Source organism: Flavobacterium crassostreae, assembly GCF_001831475.1.
Classification (GTDB): Bacteria; Bacteroidota; Bacteroidia; order Flavobacteriales; family Flavobacteriaceae; genus Flavobacterium; species Flavobacterium crassostreae.
The window spans coordinates 32,037-48,860 of sequence record NZ_CP017688.1; the positions used below are offsets into that span (position 1 = coordinate 32,037).

General features: G+C 36.2%; 17 protein-coding genes and 4 tRNA genes. 1 reads left to right on the forward strand and 20 read right to left on the reverse strand.

Going from position 1 to position 16,824, the window contains the following annotated elements; genetic code table 11:
• Positions 1-127: 127 nt before the first annotated feature.
• From rpoB to LB076_RS00210, 17 genes are all read right to left on the reverse strand, one after another.
• Positions 128-3,940: a DNA-directed RNA polymerase subunit beta gene (gene rpoB / locus LB076_RS00130; RefSeq protein ID WP_066332616.1), complete on the reverse strand. Its 3,813-nt coding sequence runs from the start codon at positions 3,938-3,940 to the stop codon at positions 128-130.
• Between the two features lie 273 nt (positions 3,941-4,213).
• A complete protein-coding gene (gene rplL / locus LB076_RS00135) occupies positions 4,214-4,582 on the reverse strand; it encodes a 50S ribosomal protein L7/L12 (protein WP_026708579.1) in 369 nt (122 codons plus the stop codon).
• A gap of 89 nt (positions 4,583-4,671) precedes the next feature.
• Positions 4,672-5,181 carry a 50S ribosomal protein L10 gene (gene rplJ / locus LB076_RS00140; protein WP_066332618.1) on the reverse strand — a complete coding sequence of 170 codons (510 nt, stop codon included), beginning with the start codon at positions 5,179-5,181 and terminating at the stop codon, positions 4,672-4,674.
• Positions 5,182-5,203: 22 nt separating this feature from the next.
• Positions 5,204-5,893 (reverse strand): 50S ribosomal protein L1, encoded by a 690-nt coding sequence (rplA, locus tag LB076_RS00145; RefSeq protein WP_066332620.1) that lies wholly within the window; start codon positions 5,891-5,893, stop codon positions 5,204-5,206.
• Positions 5,894-5,906: 13 nt separating this feature from the next.
• Positions 5,907-6,344, reverse strand: coding sequence for a 50S ribosomal protein L11 (gene rplK / locus LB076_RS00150; protein WP_026708576.1), 438 nt, complete (start codon positions 6,342-6,344; stop codon positions 5,907-5,909).
• Between the two features lie 71 nt (positions 6,345-6,415).
• Complete coding sequence (nusG, locus tag LB076_RS00155; RefSeq protein WP_066332761.1) at positions 6,416-6,967, reverse strand: transcription termination/antitermination protein NusG; 552 nt, start codon at positions 6,965-6,967, stop codon at positions 6,416-6,418.
• A gap of 8 nt (positions 6,968-6,975) precedes the next feature.
• Positions 6,976-7,173, reverse strand: coding sequence for a preprotein translocase subunit SecE (gene secE / locus LB076_RS00160; protein ID WP_066332623.1), 198 nt, complete (start codon positions 7,171-7,173; stop codon positions 6,976-6,978).
• 19 nt (positions 7,174-7,192) lie between these two features.
• Positions 7,193-7,263, reverse strand: a tRNA-Trp gene (locus LB076_RS00165).
• Between the two features lie 54 nt (positions 7,264-7,317).
• Complete coding sequence (gene tuf, locus LB076_RS00170) at positions 7,318-8,502, reverse strand: elongation factor Tu (RefSeq protein WP_066332625.1); 1,185 nt, start codon at positions 8,500-8,502, stop codon at positions 7,318-7,320.
• A 54-nt stretch (positions 8,503-8,556) separates the two neighbouring features.
• Positions 8,557-8,628 (reverse strand) — tRNA-Thr (locus tag LB076_RS00175).
• A 36-nt stretch (positions 8,629-8,664) separates the two neighbouring features.
• Positions 8,665-8,745, reverse strand: a tRNA-Tyr gene (locus LB076_RS00180).
• A gap of 125 nt (positions 8,746-8,870) precedes the next feature.
• Positions 8,871-8,944 (reverse strand) — tRNA-Thr (locus LB076_RS00185).
• Positions 8,945-9,034: 90 nt separating this feature from the next.
• Positions 9,035-9,337 carry a ribosome hibernation-promoting factor, HPF/YfiA family gene (gene hpf, locus LB076_RS00190; RefSeq protein ID WP_066332628.1) on the reverse strand — a complete coding sequence of 101 codons (303 nt, stop codon included), beginning with the start codon at positions 9,335-9,337 and terminating at the stop codon, positions 9,035-9,037.
• 42 nt (positions 9,338-9,379) lie between these two features.
• Positions 9,380-10,270 carry a tyrosine-type recombinase/integrase gene (locus LB076_RS00195; RefSeq protein WP_066332630.1) on the reverse strand — a complete coding sequence of 297 codons (891 nt, stop codon included), beginning with the start codon at positions 10,268-10,270 and terminating at the stop codon, positions 9,380-9,382.
• Between the two features lie 78 nt (positions 10,271-10,348).
• On the reverse strand, positions 10,349-10,543 hold the full coding sequence (gene rpsU / locus LB076_RS00200; RefSeq protein WP_007137807.1) for a 30S ribosomal protein S21: 195 nt from the start codon (positions 10,541-10,543) through the stop codon (positions 10,349-10,351).
• A gap of 255 nt (positions 10,544-10,798) precedes the next feature.
• Entirely contained in the window at positions 10,799-11,941 is a 1,143-nt protein-coding gene (locus LB076_RS00205; protein ID WP_066332633.1) for an acyl-CoA dehydrogenase family protein, read from the reverse strand.
• Positions 11,942-11,958: 17 nt separating this feature from the next.
• Positions 11,959-12,840: a ComEA family DNA-binding protein gene (locus LB076_RS00210; RefSeq protein ID WP_066332636.1), complete on the reverse strand. Its 882-nt coding sequence runs from the start codon at positions 12,838-12,840 to the stop codon at positions 11,959-11,961.
• Between the two features lie 309 nt (positions 12,841-13,149).
• Here LB076_RS00210 and LB076_RS00220 point away from each other — a divergent pair, with 309 nt between their 5' ends.
• Positions 13,150-14,601, forward strand: coding sequence for an amino acid permease (locus LB076_RS00220; protein WP_066332642.1), 1,452 nt, complete (start codon positions 13,150-13,152; stop codon positions 14,599-14,601).
• Between the two features lie 72 nt (positions 14,602-14,673).
• On the opposite strand, the gene LB076_RS00225 is transcribed toward LB076_RS00220, so the two are convergent.
• The 3 genes from LB076_RS00225 to LB076_RS00235 form a co-directional block, all read right to left on the reverse strand.
• The gene (locus tag LB076_RS00225) at positions 14,674-14,913 is read right to left on the reverse strand and encodes a PspC family transcriptional regulator (RefSeq protein WP_066332644.1); all 240 of its coding nucleotides are present in this window, start codon (positions 14,911-14,913) and stop codon (positions 14,674-14,676) included.
• An 82-nt stretch (positions 14,914-14,995) separates the two neighbouring features.
• Entirely contained in the window at positions 14,996-16,264 is a 1,269-nt protein-coding gene (locus tag LB076_RS00230) for a DUF2851 family protein (RefSeq protein ID WP_335583361.1), read from the reverse strand.
• A gap of 58 nt (positions 16,265-16,322) precedes the next feature.
• Positions 16,323-16,805 (reverse strand): 3'-5' exonuclease, encoded by a 483-nt coding sequence (locus tag LB076_RS00235; protein ID WP_066332645.1) that lies wholly within the window; start codon positions 16,803-16,805, stop codon positions 16,323-16,325.
• Positions 16,806-16,824: the final 19 nt, after the last annotated feature.

A 16,824-nucleotide genomic window follows, 5' to 3' on the forward strand; every position in this document is an offset into this window, starting at 1 on the left:
AAGTGCTAGTTAAAAACGCTCTTTTGTTTTTAAAAAATCGGAACGATTTACGGGTATAAATCTTAAAAACTCTTAAAAATGAGAATTCAGCCCTGAAAAAATCAAGGCTGAAAACTTATAAATATGCTTATTCTTCTAATCTGATGTCTAATCCTAAACCTTTCAATTCATGCATTAATACATTGAATGATTCTGGCAATCCTGGTTCTGGCATAGTTTCTCCTTTAACAATTGCTTCGTATGTTTTGGCTCTACCAATAACATCATCCGACTTCACAGTTAGGATTTCTCTAAGAGTACTGGATGCTCCATAAGCCTCCAATGCCCAAACTTCCATCTCTCCAAAACGCTGCCCTCCAAATTGCGCCTTACCACCAAGTGGTTGTTGCGTAATCAATGAGTATGGTCCGATAGAACGTGCGTGCATCTTATCATCCACCATGTGTCCTAATTTTAACATATAGATCACACCAACGGTTGCTGCTTGATGGAAACGTTCTCCTGTACCTCCATCATAAAGATGGGTATGTCCAAAGCGTGGTATTCCAGCCTCGTCAGTCAATTCATTAATTTGGTCCAAAGAAGCACCATCAAAAATTGGCGTAGCAAATTTTCTACCCAAGTTCATTCCAGCCCATCCTAATACCGTTTCATAAATTTGACCAATATTCATACGAGAAGGTACTCCAAGTGGATTCAATACAATATCAACAGGAGTTCCGTCTTCAAGGAAAGGCATGTCTTCGTGACGAACAATACGAGCAACAATACCTTTGTTACCGTGACGTCCAGCCATTTTATCCCCTACTTTCAACTTACGTTTTTTAGCAATGTATACTTTTGCTAATTTCAAGATTCCTGCTGGCAATTCATCTCCAACAGTAATGGTGAATTTTTCTCTACGTAAAGAACCTTGCAAGTCGTTCAACTTAATTTTATAGTTATGAATTAATTCATTAACCATTTTATTAGTTGCATCATCTGCTACCCATTGTCCCTTGCTTAAGTGGGCAAAATCTTCCACAGCATAAAGCATCTTTTGAGTGTATTTTTTACCTTTTGGTAATACTTCTTCACCCAAATCATTCATTACACCTTGAGAGGTCTTACCGTTAACGATCAAGAAAAGTTTTTCAACTAATTTGTCTTTTAATTCTACAAATTTAGTTTCAAATTCCATTTCTAGAGCACCTAAAGCATCTTTGTCTTGGGTACGTTTGCGTTTGTCTTTTACGGCTCTTGCAAATAATTTTTTATCCAGAACAACACCATGTAAAGATGGAGACGCTTTCAAAGAAGCATCTTTTACATCTCCGGCTTTATCTCCAAAGATTGCACGAAGCAACTTCTCTTCTGGAGTAGGATCTGATTCTCCTTTTGGAGTAATTTTTCCAATTAGAATATCCCCAGGTTTTACCTCGGCACCAATTCTAATCATTCCGTTTTCATCCAAGTCTTTTGTAGCCTCTTCAGAAACGTTAGGTATATCATTTGTAAGTTCTTCGTTACCTAATTTTGTGTCTCTAACTTCCAGTGAATAGTCATCCACGTGAATAGACGTAAAAATATCGTCACGAACTACTTTTTCAGAAATTACAATCGCATCCTCAAAGTTATATCCTTTCCATGGCATAAACGCCACTTTAAGGTTACGCCCTAAGGCAAGCTCTCCATTTTGAGTAGCATATCCTTCGGATAATACTTGTCCAAGAACCACTCTATCCCCTTTTCTTACAATAGGTTTTAGGTTAATGCTTGTACCTTGATTGGTTTTTCTAAATTTAATTAGATTGTATGTTTTTTCATCCGATTCAAAACTAACCATTCTTTCTTCTTCTGAACGATCGTATTTGATGGTGATGATATTAGCATCTACATATTCTACGGTTCCATCTCCTTCTGCATTAATCAATACTCTAGAATCCGAAGCTACTTGACGCTCTAAACCAGTTCCAACAATTGGAGCTTCAGGACGAATCAATGGTACAGCCTGACGCATCATGTTAGATCCCATCAAGGCTCTATTGGCATCATCATGTTCCAAGAAAGGAATCAATGAAGCAGAAATAGAGGCAATTTGATTTGGTGCCACATCGGCATAATCTACTTTTTCTGGATCAATTACCGGGAAATCACCTTCCATACGCGCAATTACGTTTTCGGCAGTAATTTTACCAGAATTATCCATCTCAATATTTGCTTGCGAGATAAGCATCCCTTCTTCTTCTTCGGCGCTTAAGTAAACAGGGGTAGATTCTAAATCTACAACACCATTGGTTACTTTACGATAAGGTGTTTCAATGAAACCCATGCCGTTAACCTTAGCATAAACTCCAAGAGAAGAGATCAAACCAATGTTTGGCCCCTCTGGTGTTTCGATAGGACACAAACGTCCGTAGTGCGTATAGTGAACGTCACGAACCTCAAATCCAGCTCTTTCTCTTGAAAGTCCTCCTGGTCCAAGGGCAGATAATCTTCTCTTGTGCGTGATCTCTGCTAATGGATTGGTTTGATCCATAAACTGAGACAATTGGTTAGTACCAAAGAAAGAGTTGATAACCGATGATAATGTTTTGGCATTAATCAAATCAATTGGCGTAAAGACTTCGTTATCTCTAACGTTCATACGCTCTCTAATGGTTCTAGCCATACGCGCTAAACCAACACCAAATTGTTGTGACAATTGTTCTCCTACCGTTCTAACACGACGATTGGATAGGTGATCAATATCATCAATATCTGCTTTAGCATTGATCAATTCAATCAAATATTTAACTATAGTTATGATATCTTCTTTGGTAAGCACTTGCTTTTCCATCGGAATATCTAACTGTAATTTTTTATTCATTCTATATCGACCTACCTCTCCTAAGTTATAACGTTGGTCTGAGAAGAATAATTTATCAATAATTCCACGTGCAGTTTCCTCATCAGGCGGTTCTGCGTTACGCAATTGTCTATAAATATGCTCAACAGCTTCTTTCTCAGAATTGGTTGGATCTTTTTGTAACGTGTTATGAATGATGGCATAATCTGCTTGATTAGCATCTTCTTTATGTAACAAAATAGATTTAACGTTAGAATCAATGATTTCTTCTACATTATCTTTGTCAATAATGGTATCTCTATCAAGGATTATTTCGTTACGTTCGATAGAAACTACTTCACCAGTATCTTCATCCACAAAATCTTCGTGCCATGTATTTAAAACACGAGCAGCTAGTTTTCTACCGATATATTTTTTAAGTCCTGTTTTAGATACTTTAATTTCTTCTGCAAGGTCAAAAATTTCAAGGATATCCTTGTCTCTTTCAAAACCAATGGCACGAAATAAAGTAGTTACAGGTAATTTTTTCTTTCTATCAATATAAGCATACATTACGCTATTAATATCTGTAGAAAATTCTATCCAAGAACCCTTAAAAGGAATTACTCTAGCAGAATACAATTTTGTTCCATTTGCATGGAAAGACTGTCCAAAGAAAACCCCTGGAGATCTATGTAGTTGTGAAACAACAACACGTTCAGCACCATTGATAACAAAAGTACCACTTGGAGTCATATAAGGAATTGTACCAAGATATACGTCTTGAACAATCGTTTCAAAATCTTCGTGTTCTGGATCTGTACAATATAGCTTTAATCTTGCTTTTAAAGGCACACTATGGGTTAGACCTCTTTCTATACATTCTTGAATAGTATACCGTGGTGGGTCTACAAAGTAGTCAAGGAACTCCAATACAAAGTTGTTTCTTGTATCTGTAATTGGAAAGTTTTCCATGAAGGTATTATAAAGTCCTTCATTGCCTCTTTCATCAGATTTAGTTTCTAGTTGAAAAAAATCTTGAAAAGATTTAACCTGAACATCTAGAAAGTCTGGATAATTCGGGATATTTTTAGTAGAGGCAAAATTCAATCTTTCAGTCTGATTTGTTATCATCAATGGACAAAATTTTGATTATAAAAGTAATTTTTTGTGTACAAATAATTGCATTCATACGAAAATTTTACGCCGTTACATCTTTAAAAACCAATTTAGGATAACTACTTTCTTATTATCTGTTAATTTTTTTTCCTCGTAATGGGTAAAATGTATTAGGTTTAAAGGCTATTTTTGTTGCAAAACTAGATAGACTTTCTTTATACGAAAAATGGTTTAGGTCTTTGGGTGGTTAAACCCTAGACCTAAACCTTATTTCAAACTATGTTAGAATTATTTTAATTCAACAACAGCTCCAGCTTCTTCTAAAGATTTTTTAAGACCTTCAGCCTCTTCTTTAGAAACACCTTCTTTAACATTAGAAGGAGCGCTATCCACTACATCTTTAGCTTCTTTAAGACCTAAACCTGTAAGTTCTTTAACCATTTTCACAACTGCTAATTTAGAAGCTCCAGCTTCTTTCAATACCACTGTAAATTCTGTTTGAGCTTCTTCAGCAGCTTCTCCACCACCTGCAGAAACTACTACAGCTGCAGCAGCTGGCTCAATTCCGTACTCGTCTTTTAATATTGTTGCTAATTCATTAACTTCTTTTACAGTTAAGTTAACTAATTGTTCTGCGAATTGTTTCAAATCTGCCATTTTTTCTATCGTTTAAAATGATTTGTAAAATATATTTTGTTTATTGTGCGCGTTGTAAGTAACACCAACCAAAAATAATTTGGTTGCTATTATGCTTCTTCAGTTTCTTCTTGCTCTTGACCAGCAAACTTGTTTTGAAGTGCAGCGATAATTCTTTGAGCTGGTGATTGAAGCAATCCAATAAGCTCTCCAAGAAGTTCTTCTTTAGATTTAATGGTAGACAACATATCTAATTGATCGTCTCCAATATAAATTTCAGAATTCACATAAGCTCCTTTTAAAAGAGGTAAGTGAGATTTTTTACGGAAATCTTTAATTATCTTACCTGGTGCATTAGCAACCTCGGCTATAAAGATGGCACTATTTCCTGTTAAAATTGTAGGTAAATCACCATACTCATTTTCAGAAACCTCCATTGCTTTTGCAAGCAACGTGTTTTTAACTACTTCTAATTTGATCCCAGCCTTAAAACAAGCTCTTCTTAATTTTGAAGTTGTATCTGCATTCAGTCCAGAAATATCTGCTATGTAAACAATATTTGTACCAGCTAACTGTGCAGTTAAATTTTCAATCGCGATTGATTTTTCTTCTCTAGTCATACTAAAAATTATTAACTACCAATTATACTGCTTTTGGGTCTAATGCAATAGCAGGACTCATTGTACTTGTAAGGTAAATACTTTTGATATAAGTACCTTTAGCAGCAGTTGGCTTAAGTTTGATTAATGTTTGAATAATTTCTTGTGCATTCTCAAAAATTTGTTCTGTTCCAAATGAAACCTTACCAATTCCTGCATGTACAATACCAGTTTTATCAACTTTAAAATCGATTTTACCAGCTTTAACCTCTTGAACAGCTTTTGCAACATCCATAGTCACAGTACCTGTTTTAGGGTTAGGCATTAAACCTCTAGGTCCTAAAATACGTCCTAATGGTCCTAATTTACCCATAACACTTGGCATAGTGATGATCACATCAACATCTGTCCAACCGTCTTTTATTTTTTGTAAATACTCGTCAAGACCTACATAGTCTGCACCAGCTTCTTTAGCTTCCGCTTCTTTATCTGGAGTAACTAATGCTAATACTTTAACATCTTTACCTGTTCCGTGAGGCAATGTTACTACACCTCTTACCATTTGATTCGCTTTTCTTGGATCTACACCCAAACGTACTGCGATATCAACAGACTCATCAAATTTTGCAGAAGCAACTACTTTAATTAATGCCGCAGCATCTTTCAAAGAGTATAATTTATTCTTCTCAATTTTTGAGCTAGCCTCTTTTTGTTTTTTTGTCAATTTTGCCATTTCTTTCTCTTAATTAAAAAGGAGCGTCTCCTGATACAGTTATACCCATAGATCTAGCTGTTCCAGCAACCATACTCATTGCAGACTCCATAGTGAATGCATTTAAGTCAGGCATTTTGTCTTCAGCAATAGCTCTAATTTGTTCCCAAGTAACACTAGCTACTTTTTTACGATTAGGCTCACCAGAACCAGATTTAAGCTTCGCAGCTTCCAATAGCTGAACGGCTGCAGGAGGAGTTTTAATAACAAAATCAAATGATTTGTCTTTATACACAGTAATTTGTACTGGGCATATTTTGCCGGGTTTATCTTGAGTTCTAGCATTAAATTGCTTGCAAAACTCCATGATGTTTACCCCAGCAGCTCCTAAAGCAGGTCCAACCGGTGGCGACGGATTCGCAGCACCTCCCTTAACTTGTAGTTTAACTACTTTACTAATTTCTTTAGCCATTTTTTTAAAAATTTAACATTACAATCATTTGGAAGCGATTGTAATGGATATTATAGGTAATGTAACAAAAATTATACTTTTTCAACTTGCATAAAACTTAGCTCCAATGGTGTTTTTCTTCCAAAAATCTTAACCATTACTTCTAGTTTACGCTTTTCATCGTTTATTTTTTCAACGGTACCGTTAAAACCATTAAAAGGTCCATCAATGACCTTAATTGTTTCTCCTACGTTGAAAGGAATTGCATGGTTATCTGTATTAACAGCCAACTCATCTACTTTACCTAACATTCTATTTACTTCTGATAATCGAAGCGGAACAGGCTCTCCTCCTTTAGTTTCACCCAAAAAACCAATAACACTAGTTATTGATTTTATGATATGAGGCACTTCTCCGACTAAGTTAGCTTCGATCATTACATATCCTGGAAAATAAACTTTCTCTTTAACTAATTTCTTTCCGTCTTTTACAGAAACTACTTTTTCTGTAGGAACTAAAACTTGAGAAACGTAATCCTCCATTCCTAATCTAGAAATTTCGGTTTCAATATAAGCTTTAACTTTATTCTCTTGTCCGCTTACTGCACGAACTACATACCATTTTTTCACATTATTATCTGTCATCACAAAAATTAAGCTTTTATCCAATTAAAAAATCCAGCTAATGCTTTTGCAAAAAACTCATCTACACCCCAAGTTGCTAAGGCAAATAATACTGAAAAAACAGCAACAATAATTGTTAGACGTTGCACCTCAGCCCAAACTGGCCAAGTCACATTTGATTTTAATTCTTCAAATGATTCTGTTATGTAATTAACTATTTTTGCCATTTTAGATATGTTTTTTTTGCACGGGCGGAGGGATTCGAACCCCCATCAACGGTTTTGGAGACCGCTATTCTACCCTTGAACTACGCCCGTATACAAACCAGCAACCAACCTAAGCGGTTACTGGTTTTAAATTATTATATAGAATTATGCAATTTCAGTTACCTGTCCTGCACCTACTGTTCTACCACCTTCACGGATCGCAAAACGTAAACCTACACTTAATGCAATTGGGCTTAATAATTTAACATCAATTGTTAAGTTATCCCCTGGCATAACCATCTCTACTCCTTCTGGTAAAGTAATAATACCTGTCACATCTGTTGTACGTACGTAAAACTGTGGACGGTAGTTATTATGGAATGGAGTATGACGTCCACCTTCTTCTTTTTTCAAGATATAAACCTCTGCTTTGAATGTATCGTGTGGCTTAACAGAACCTGGCTTACAGATAACCATTCCTCTTTTGATGTCTTCTTTTTGAACACCTCTTAAAAGTATACCTACGTTATCTCCAGCTTCACCTCTATCCAAGATTTTACGGAACATTTCAACTCCAGTAATTGTAGAAGTTAATTTTTCAGCTCCCATACCAATGATCTCAACTGGATCTCCTGTATTAGCAACTCCAGTTTCGATACGACCTGTAGCAACAGTTCCACGACCTGTAATTGAGAAAACATCTTCAACTGGCATTAAGAAAGGTTTTGCAACATCTCTAACCGGCTCTTCAATCCAAGAATCAACCGCTTCCATTAATTCAATAATTTTTGGAACCCATACTGGATCGTTATTCAATCCACCTAAAGCAGAACCTTGAACAACAGGACCATTATCACCATCATATTCGTAGAAAGACAATAAATCTCTAATTTCCATTTCAACAAGTTCCAACAACTCTTCATCATCAACCATATCCACTTTGTTCATGAATACAACAATTCTAGGAATACCTACTTGACGACCTAACAAGATGTGCTCACGTGTTTGTGGCATTGGACCATCTGTTGCAGCAACTACAAGAATAGCACCATCCATTTGAGCCGCTCCAGTAACCATGTTCTTTACGTAATCCGCGTGACCTGGACAGTCAACGTGAGCGTAATGACGATTAGCTGTTTCGTACTCTACGTGAGATGTATTAATTGTAATACCTCTTTCTTTTTCTTCTGGAGCATTATCAATTTGATCAAATGATTTTGCTTGACAATAACCTGCATCAGACAATACTTTTGTAATTGCAGCCGTTAATGTTGTTTTTCCGTGATCTACGTGTCCAATTGTACCTATGTTTAAGTGCGGTTTGGAACGGTTAAAATTCTCCTTTGCCATTTTACTTAATTTTTAATCTTAGTTATATATTAATTTCAATTTCCTACTTACTTGAGCCAATGTCGGGAATTGAACCCGAGACCTCTTCCTTACCAAGGAAGCACTCTACCCCTGAGCTACACCGGCAAAATTATTATTCAATAACCCAAAAGTCATTGTTTGTGGGGAGAGCAGGATTCGAACCTGCGAAGTTTACACAGCAGATTTACAGTCTGCCCTCGTTGGCCGCTTGAGTATCTCCCCATTAACTAATAATCTACACATTATTTCAAAAAAGGTTCTATTTCAAAAACAACCTTTTATAACCTAAAAAAAAGCTTAGCCGTTTTATTTAAAAACCAAAGCTGTATTCTTTTCTTTTTTTTTAGAGCCGGTGGAGGGACTCGAACCCACGACCTGCTGATTACAAATCAGCTGCTCTAGCCAACTGAGCTACACTGGCATTATCAAAAAAAAGTCCGCTATTTCTAACGGACTGCAAATGTATGTATTTTATCTTTGAATCAAAACATTTTTTTAAAAAAATTTCACATTAAATATGCGCTCGCACCTTTTCTTTCCTTTTTACAAGCATTCTCTCTAAAGATTCAGCCGAAAGCTCCACTGCTTCTTCAAAGCTTTTGCACTGTTTTTTGACCAAAAAGTCGTCTCCAGGCACATTCATTTTAATTTCGACTATTTTATTTTCTTTATCACTGGTGTTGTCCAGTTTCAAATAAACATCCGAACAAACTACTTTATCGTAATATTTTTCTAGCTTATCCATTCTTTCCTGAACATAACTTACTAATTTTGCATCAACAGTAAAGTTGACTGCATGAATACTTACCTTCATAATTCATTTATTTAATTGTTAAACTTACCCATCAAACAAATACTATTTATTTCTGGGATGTGCTTCTTTATACACCTTTTGGAGCTCGGACAAGCTACTGTGGGTATAAATTTGTGTAGAAGCCAAACTAGAATGACCTAATAACTCTTTGACAGAATTCAAATCTGCACCATGATTTAGCAAATGAGTCGCAAAGGTATGCCGTAAGACATGCGGACTTGTTTTTACTTTTTCAGACACTCCACTAAAGTAAGAATTAATTAAACGATACACAAAAGAAATACTCAATTTAGATCCTTTTTTGGACAAAAAGAAACATTCTGTATCTTCTATACTTTCTAATTGCGATCTATACGTATTATACAGCACCAACTGATCTTGCACTATAGGCAATATAGGTATAATGCGCTCCTTATTTCGTTTACCTAAAACCTTAATGGTTCGAGCAGACCAATTAACCCCATCCAAACGCAAACCAAGCAACTCTGCCCTACGCATGCCAGTGGTGTAAAACAAATCTACAATCAATTTATTACGAACCGTTTCAAAAGTAACCTCCTCTTGATCCGCTTTCAAAACATGAGTCATTTCTTTTTCCGAAAAAGGAATTTGCAACGTTTTTTTGACTCGCAACGACCTATGCTTAAGTAATGGAGAATCTGTTATTTGCTTGCTTTTTAGCAAAAACCTATAAAAAGCCCGCAAGGATGCAATTTTTCTATTAACGGTAAGATTAGACAAGCCCCCATCTACCAAAACCACAATCCAAGACCTAATCTGGCTATACACCACCCCGAGCAAATCCTGCTGATCAAATGCCAATACTAAAAAGCGCTGGAATTCTTGCACATCTCTACCGTAAGCCTTCACGGTATGCGATGCGTAATTTTTTTCTTTTTCTAAATACTCTTGAAAAGCGTGAAGGATTGTCATATAAAATAAAAAAACCGTTAGCATCAAAGTTATAAAAACTTTAATGACTAACGGTACTTATTGAATAACAAAAACTACTTAGTTCTCTAAGTTGTCTTTCATGTTTTGAATATAAGCTGCTTTCTGCACTTTAATTCTATTTTTTACAGAAGGTTTAATAAAAGCAGTACGTGCTCTTAACTGACGAACAGTTCCTGTTTTATCAAATTTTCTTTTATAGCGCTTTAATGCTCTATCGATATTTTCTCCGTCTTTAATTGGTATAATTAACATAATTTTGACACCCCCTTTCGTTAAGTGTGCAAAAGTAGTCATTATTTTGACTTTACAAGCATAAATTAGTGCTTTTTTTGGGTGTGCCGGCAAAAAGGAGCTCTTGATTCCAGAATAACCTCTTGGTTTGCCGTCAGGCTATTCGTTACAATCTTTTATTCCGCAAGGCTTCATAAAAGGATTTTCACTGCTATCCTTCACACAGAAATCCGGCAAATAGCCATCCAAAATATTTTCATTTTAACCCCGGAACCCCTACGCCTTTAATACATTTCTGGCTATTACTACTTTTTGTATCTCAGTAGTTCCCTCGCCTATAGTACATAATTTTGCATCTCTGTAAAATTTTTCTACCGGATAGTCTTTAGTATAACCATATCCACCATGTATTTGTACGGCTTCGTTAGCAACGCGCACACATACCTCCGAGGCATACATTTTTGCCATAGCTCCTAGAGTGGTAACGGGGCGGTGTTCTTGTTTTAAAAAAGCTGCTTTATGCAATAGCAACTCTGAGGCCTCTATCTCTGTAGCCATATCGGCTAATTTAAAAGAGATCCCTTGAAATTCAGAAATTGGCTTACCAAATTGGTGTCTTTCTTTAGAATATTTTAAAGCTGCTTCATAAGCTCCTTTAGCAATACCCAAAGACAAAGCACCTATAGATATCCTGCCTCCATCTAGTATCTTCATTGCCTGTATAAACCCTTGCCCAACCTCTCCTAGTCTATTGGCATCTGGTATTCTGCAATTATCAAAAATCAATTCTGCGGTTTCACTAGCGCGCATTCCTAATTTGTTTTCTTTCTTGCCTGAGCTAAATCCAGGCATGCCTTTTTCAAACACAAAGGCTGTCATCCCTTTAGAATCTCCTTTTTCGCCCGTACGTACAATTACCACTGCAATATCTCCCGAAATAGCATGCGTAATAAAGTTTTTAGCTCCATTTACGATCCAGTGATCCCCATCTCTTTTTGCCGTAGTATGCATTCCACCTGCATCCGAACCCGTATTGTGCTCCGTTAATCCCCAAGCACCAATATGCTCTGCAGTAGCTAGTTTAGGAACCCAACGTTTCTTTTGTTCTTCGTTTCCAAAAGACAAAATATGGTTAGTACATAACGAATTGTGAGCTGCTACAGACAACCCTATAGAAGGATCCACTTTTGAAATTTCTTCCACAATGGTAATATATTCGTGGTATCCCAAACCAGAACCTCCCAGCTCCTCAGGAACCAAAATGCCCATAAAGCCCATTTCACCTAACTTTTTGAACAAAGGCACCGGAAAAACCTGAGCCTCATCCCATTCCATTATATTGGGTCTTATGTTTATTTCGGCAAAATCACGTATGGACTGCGCAATCATCAATTGTGTTTCGTTTGGGTCAAAATTCATAGTATGGTTTATTGGTTTTAAAAGCTCAAATATAAATCAATTATACCAGTTTTTTCAGTTGGAAAATCCTTAATTTTTGTTAAATCCTGTATGTTTTTAAAATCGCCGTTACTACTGCGATAGATAATAATTTTTCTAGCCAAAGCATATTTAAAATATGGGAACTGTGCTATTTCTTTCAAAGAGGCTGTATTTATGTTTAATTTTGCAATAGATGGGAGCTCCATTACTTTAAAATAGCGGTTAACTCCTTCTATAGCCTGTGGCGAAAGACCCCAAATTTCTTCCATTTGTTCCATAGCCACAAAACAACCCAATTGTTTTTTGCGTTTTAAAATTCTATCCGCAAAAACCGCCCCTACTCCATAAACCTTAATTAAGTCTTCTGGAGTTGCTTTATTGATATCTGTTTTTACAACATCTGTTTTTGTAAAAGATTTTTTAGAATATTGCCGATGCTGGTTAGTGTTTTGAGCCCGTGTTACCCAATCCGGAAATTTAAAATATACGGCCATTTCTTGCAATAAAGAATCCGACACTTGAGTTACAGCCTGAAATTCTTTGGCGCTATTTACAAAGTTATTTTTCTTTCTAAAAGCATGCAATCTATCGATCTCCGGAACAGACATACCCAGTCGATAGCCTTTGTAATCCGTAATAAAATTAGGATTAAAAGGCGCTATTTTTGATTTTACTGGGATTGCTTCTTGTTTTAAAGAGTCTATTTCTGTTTGCAAAGAAAGCCATTTTTGCCCCTGAGGATCCTCTGGACTTGTAGCGGTAACGTTTACACAAAAATAAAGCAACTGCAATCCAATAATTAAACCCAACAATAGCAAAACAGCTCGGGTTTGCTCTTTTGAATAATTAAAATAACTACGGATTTTTGAGAACAACATATTTTTAATACCAAATTTATATTTTGCAACTATCTAGCAACAATGCACTTAATAATGAATTACTGAGACACTTTATAAATGTACCGTTTTGTAGGCAAACCAACAATCCAAAAATTAAAAAATAACAACATGGCACCTAATTACTTAATAAACAAACAAATCTTCAATTTGTTTAGGAAGCTAGTTCGTTATTCGGAGAGTTTACTACCTATTTATAACAATTTTATTTTAAGTTATATTGCATTATTGTTTTTATATTTTATAAAAAATAATACATTTGAGCACTAATAATAATAAACCTAAAAACATATGTCAATTTGGAAAACAAAACCGCTTTCGGTTTTACTAAATGAAGCTTCTGAAGACGAAAAAGGTCTAAAAAGAACATTGTCCTCTAGATCTCTTGTTGCTCTTGGAGTTGGTGCCATAATTGGAGCCGGATTATTCTCTTTAACCGGAATAGCAGCTGCAGAACATGCTGGACCAGCAGTAACTTTATCTTTTATTCTTGCAGCCATTGGATGCGCCTTTGCTGGGCTTTGTTATGCTGAATTTGCTTCTATGATTCCTGTTGCGGGTAGTGCCTACACCTACTCTTATGCCACCATGGGAGAATTTATGGCATGGATTATTGGCTGGGATTTGGTGCTTGAATATGCTTTGGGTGCAGCCACGGTTGGCGTTAGTTGGTCCCGGTATTTATTAGAGCTCCTAAACAAGTATGGGGTGCATCTAAACCCAAAATTAATTTGCTCCCCCTGGGAAACCCTCACTTTGGGTGATGGAACCATTATAGAGGGTGGCTACATCAATCTGCCGGCAATATTAATTGTATCAGCACTTTCTTTATTGTTAATACGAGGAACGCAAGAATCCGCCTCTATAAATAACGCATTAGTAGTACTTAAGGTTATTGTAGTAGTACTATTTATTATATTAGGATGGAGCTATATAGACCCTGCTAATTATATTCCGTATGTACCCGAAAATACTGGTATTAAAGGCCAATTTGGTTGGTCCGGAATAGCTGCTGGTGCCGGAACGGTCTTTTTTGCATTTATTGGTTTTGATGCGGTATCTACAGCGGCTCAAGAGGCCAAAAACCCGCAAAAAGGAATGCCAATCGGTATTTTAGGCTCCTTGGTTATCTGTACTATTTTGTACGTACTCTTTGCTCATGTAATGACTGGACTAGTTCCTTATTATAAATTTGTTGGAGATGCTAAACCTGCAGCAACAGCTTTTGCAGTTACGGGATATAGTTTTTTACAAACGGGTTTAATTGTAGCTATATTGGCTGGATACACCTCTGTAATGTTGGTTATGTTAATGGGACAAAGCCGTGTATTTTATACCATGAGTAAAGATGGACTTTTGCCTCCGTTATTTGGACAAATACACTCTAAATTTCGTACACCTTATAAAACCAATATTTTCTTTATGGTCTTTGTGAGTCTCTTTGCTGGATTTGTACCTGTTAGTGATCTAGGACATATGGTTAGTATTGGTACTCTACTTGCCTTTGTGCTGGTATGCGTGGGTGTACTGGTTATGCGCAAAAAAATGCCAGACGCTCCAAGATCTTTCAAAACGCCATTGGTTCCTTTTGTTCCAATTGCAGGAGTTTTGGTGTGTAGTTATTTGATGTACTCTTTGCCTTATGAGAGTTGGATCCGATTGGTTTTATGGATGGGAATTGGTGTTGCATTGTATTTTGTATATGGCAAAAAACACAGCAAATTAAACAACCCTGATAAATAATCTCAAACCTTAGGTTACCAAAGGGATTATAAAGTGACACCACTTTATAATCCCTTTTTTATTTCTAGCTCGTTATAAATCAAAAACCGAAGTGCGTTTTGCGCGTATTAGGTCTTTTAATTTGATCCAAAAAGCCAACGTAAGATAAACCCCAAACCACAATCCTGCTGTTACAAAAGAAATGTAAATAAAAAACAGCCGCACATTGGTAACCCGCATTCCTAATTTATCGGCTAGACGAGAAGAAACATGAAAACCGTATTTTTCAAAAAAATATTTCATTTTTATTACTCTAGGTATTTTTTCTGGCATGGCATTTAGTATAAAAAAAAGTCCCCCAAAAATACGTTTTTATTTTCACTAAGGCAGCCTATTCTGAAAAGACCAAACGTATTTATTGCAATACTGCTACTCCAATAGCACAATCCAAACACTTGCTTTTTAGACAGTATTCTTTTTTTAACTGCAGTAAAGATTGCGAATCTAACGCATCAGCAGCTGTCATACCAAAGGCTACAAATTTAGTTACTACACTATTTTTTTCTGGACTAATTTTTCGCATTAAAGAGATGCTCTCTCGCGACGCATCTTGACCCAAGCTGCTACGGTAAGCAAATTGAAACGGAATTATGGTATTGATAACCAATAAATCCACAAACGACTTAGAAATTTTTTTGGGTTTAAAACTACTCTCTTTGCCAAATCCATAATGGGTCTTCCAATAGGGAGAAACTGCTACATCAAAAAGCGTGTATGCAAACTCCAAAGTATCCAGTTCTATGATCTTAGAAAATAAATTATGCTGGTTGCTATACAAATTAGCAAGCTGAGACAATCGAATGTTAGGAAAATTATCCGGACGTAGCTTTGCGTACTGTACAGGCTCCAAGGTTGGGGGCTCTAATTGGTATTTATGCAATAAATAAAAATATCGAAACTTTAAATCCGCAAAATACCCGTCTTGATTTTCCGAATCAAGCAAACCAGCAAAACCAAACAATAGCGCCTCTAGGTTTTCGGGAGCATTGCTTTCTTTTCTTAAAATAGTAAACGGAATGCTTTGTGCTATTTGATAAAAAAGAGATCCATTTATATTGAGCCCAAAATTTTTGGCTACTAGACAAAACAAAACAGCTTCCCAATCATTCCGCGTTGTGGCAAGTAATGCTCTGATGGTGGCTGTTTTTTGTTCTAATCGTTCCAAAAAAAGTTTTTCTAACCAATCCGTACGTGCCCAATTGGAGCTATTTTTTAAATCCTTTTGGCAATAAATCCAAGATTTTGGAGTCATTAATAGTTGGTAACTAGATACTATTTCTGGATTAACGTAAGTTTGAAGTTCTAGGATAGGGATTTCGGAATTTTCTTTGGTACAAGAGGCTAAATCATGCAGCCACACTACATATAAAATAGTGCTTTGGAGAGAGGGATCTAAGGCATTTTCAAGAACAGTTATATCGGAAGACTTTGGATACATCAGCACGTTTCCGGCCCATTTTTGATGATTTATGACCAATTGGGCATTAAAAAAAATCGGGTTTTCGGATTCTAAATAACTCCCTAGATCTATAATTGAAATTTGTTCTTTGTGAACGGATACCAAATCAAGCGTATCGAATTTTTTAAATTTCCAGAGGTAATGCAAAAAGGCTTTTTTTATCATAAATACTGTAGCTAAACCACTAAAGTAATGAAAACAAAGTCTTTAAACAATTTTTAAGTTATTTTAGTAGGTACAATTTAGCACAAGCTCTTGCGTCCGAAAGCGCCTCGTGATGGTTAAGGGCAATTTGCATGGCACGGCAACAATCACTAAGTTTGGTAGGTTTTAGGCCTTTTGCTTTATATATCTTGACGGTGCACTCCCATTGGTTGGCAATACCCAAATTTTGGTGGTTTAGGTTATAAAACGCCATGGATTTGAACAATACATTGCGATCAAAACTCTCGTTATGGGCTACAATTATTCTGTTTTGTAGTCTTTTTTGGATCTCCGGAAATAGCTGTGCAAATGTTTTGGCATTGGCAGTGTCTTGAGGATAAATTCCGTGAACAGAAATGGTATATGGAGAATAAAGGTTGTTGGGTGGTTTTATCAAACTCACAAATTCCTCTACAATGATGCCGTTCTCTACGGTAACTATACCTACAGAACAAGGGTGAAATGCGGTGGCGGTTTCAAAATCTATTGCGGTAAAAGTCATCTGGTAGAGAGTTTATAAA

Coding starts and splice junctions, on each gene's coding strand:
- rpoB (WP_066332616.1), bottom strand. CDS start 3,940: ATGATAACAAATCAGACTGAAAGATTGAATTTTGCCTCTACTAAAAAT.
- rplL (WP_026708579.1), bottom strand. CDS start 4,582: ATGGCAGATTTGAAACAATTCGCAGAACAATTAGTTAACTTAACTGTA.
- rplJ (WP_066332618.1), bottom strand. CDS start 5,181: ATGACTAGAGAAGAAAAATCAATCGCGATTGAAAATTTAACTGCACAG.
- rplA (WP_066332620.1), bottom strand. CDS start 5,893: ATGGCAAAATTGACAAAAAAACAAAAAGAGGCTAGCTCAAAAATTGAG.
- rplK (WP_026708576.1), bottom strand. CDS start 6,344: ATGGCTAAAGAAATTAGTAAAGTAGTTAAACTACAAGTTAAGGGAGGT.
- nusG (WP_066332761.1), bottom strand. CDS start 6,967: ATGACAGATAATAATGTGAAAAAATGGTATGTAGTTCGTGCAGTAAGC.
- secE (WP_066332623.1), bottom strand. CDS start 7,173: ATGGCAAAAATAGTTAATTACATAACAGAATCATTTGAAGAATTAAAA.
- tuf (WP_066332625.1), bottom strand. CDS start 8,502: ATGGCAAAGGAGAATTTTAACCGTTCCAAACCGCACTTAAACATAGGT.
- hpf (WP_066332628.1), bottom strand. CDS start 9,337: ATGAAGGTAAGTATTCATGCAGTCAACTTTACTGTTGATGCAAAATTA.
- LB076_RS00195 (WP_066332630.1), bottom strand. CDS start 10,270: ATGACAATCCTTCACGCTTTTCAAGAGTATTTAGAAAAAGAAAAAAAT.
- rpsU (WP_007137807.1), bottom strand. CDS start 10,543: ATGTTAATTATACCAATTAAAGACGGAGAAAATATCGATAGAGCATTA.
- LB076_RS00205 (WP_066332633.1), bottom strand. CDS start 11,941: ATGAATTTTGACCCAAACGAAACACAATTGATGATTGCGCAGTCCATA.
- LB076_RS00210 (WP_066332636.1), bottom strand. CDS start 12,840: ATGTTGTTCTCAAAAATCCGTAGTTATTTTAATTATTCAAAAGAGCAA.
- LB076_RS00220 (WP_066332642.1), top strand. CDS start 13,150: ATGTCAATTTGGAAAACAAAACCGCTTTCGGTTTTACTAAATGAAGCT.
- LB076_RS00225 (WP_066332644.1), bottom strand. CDS start 14,913: ATGCCAGAAAAAATACCTAGAGTAATAAAAATGAAATATTTTTTTGAA.
- LB076_RS00230 (WP_335583361.1), bottom strand. CDS start 16,264: ATGATAAAAAAAGCCTTTTTGCATTACCTCTGGAAATTTAAAAAATTC.
- LB076_RS00235 (WP_066332645.1), bottom strand. CDS start 16,805: ATGACTTTTACCGCAATAGATTTTGAAACCGCCACCGCATTTCACCCT.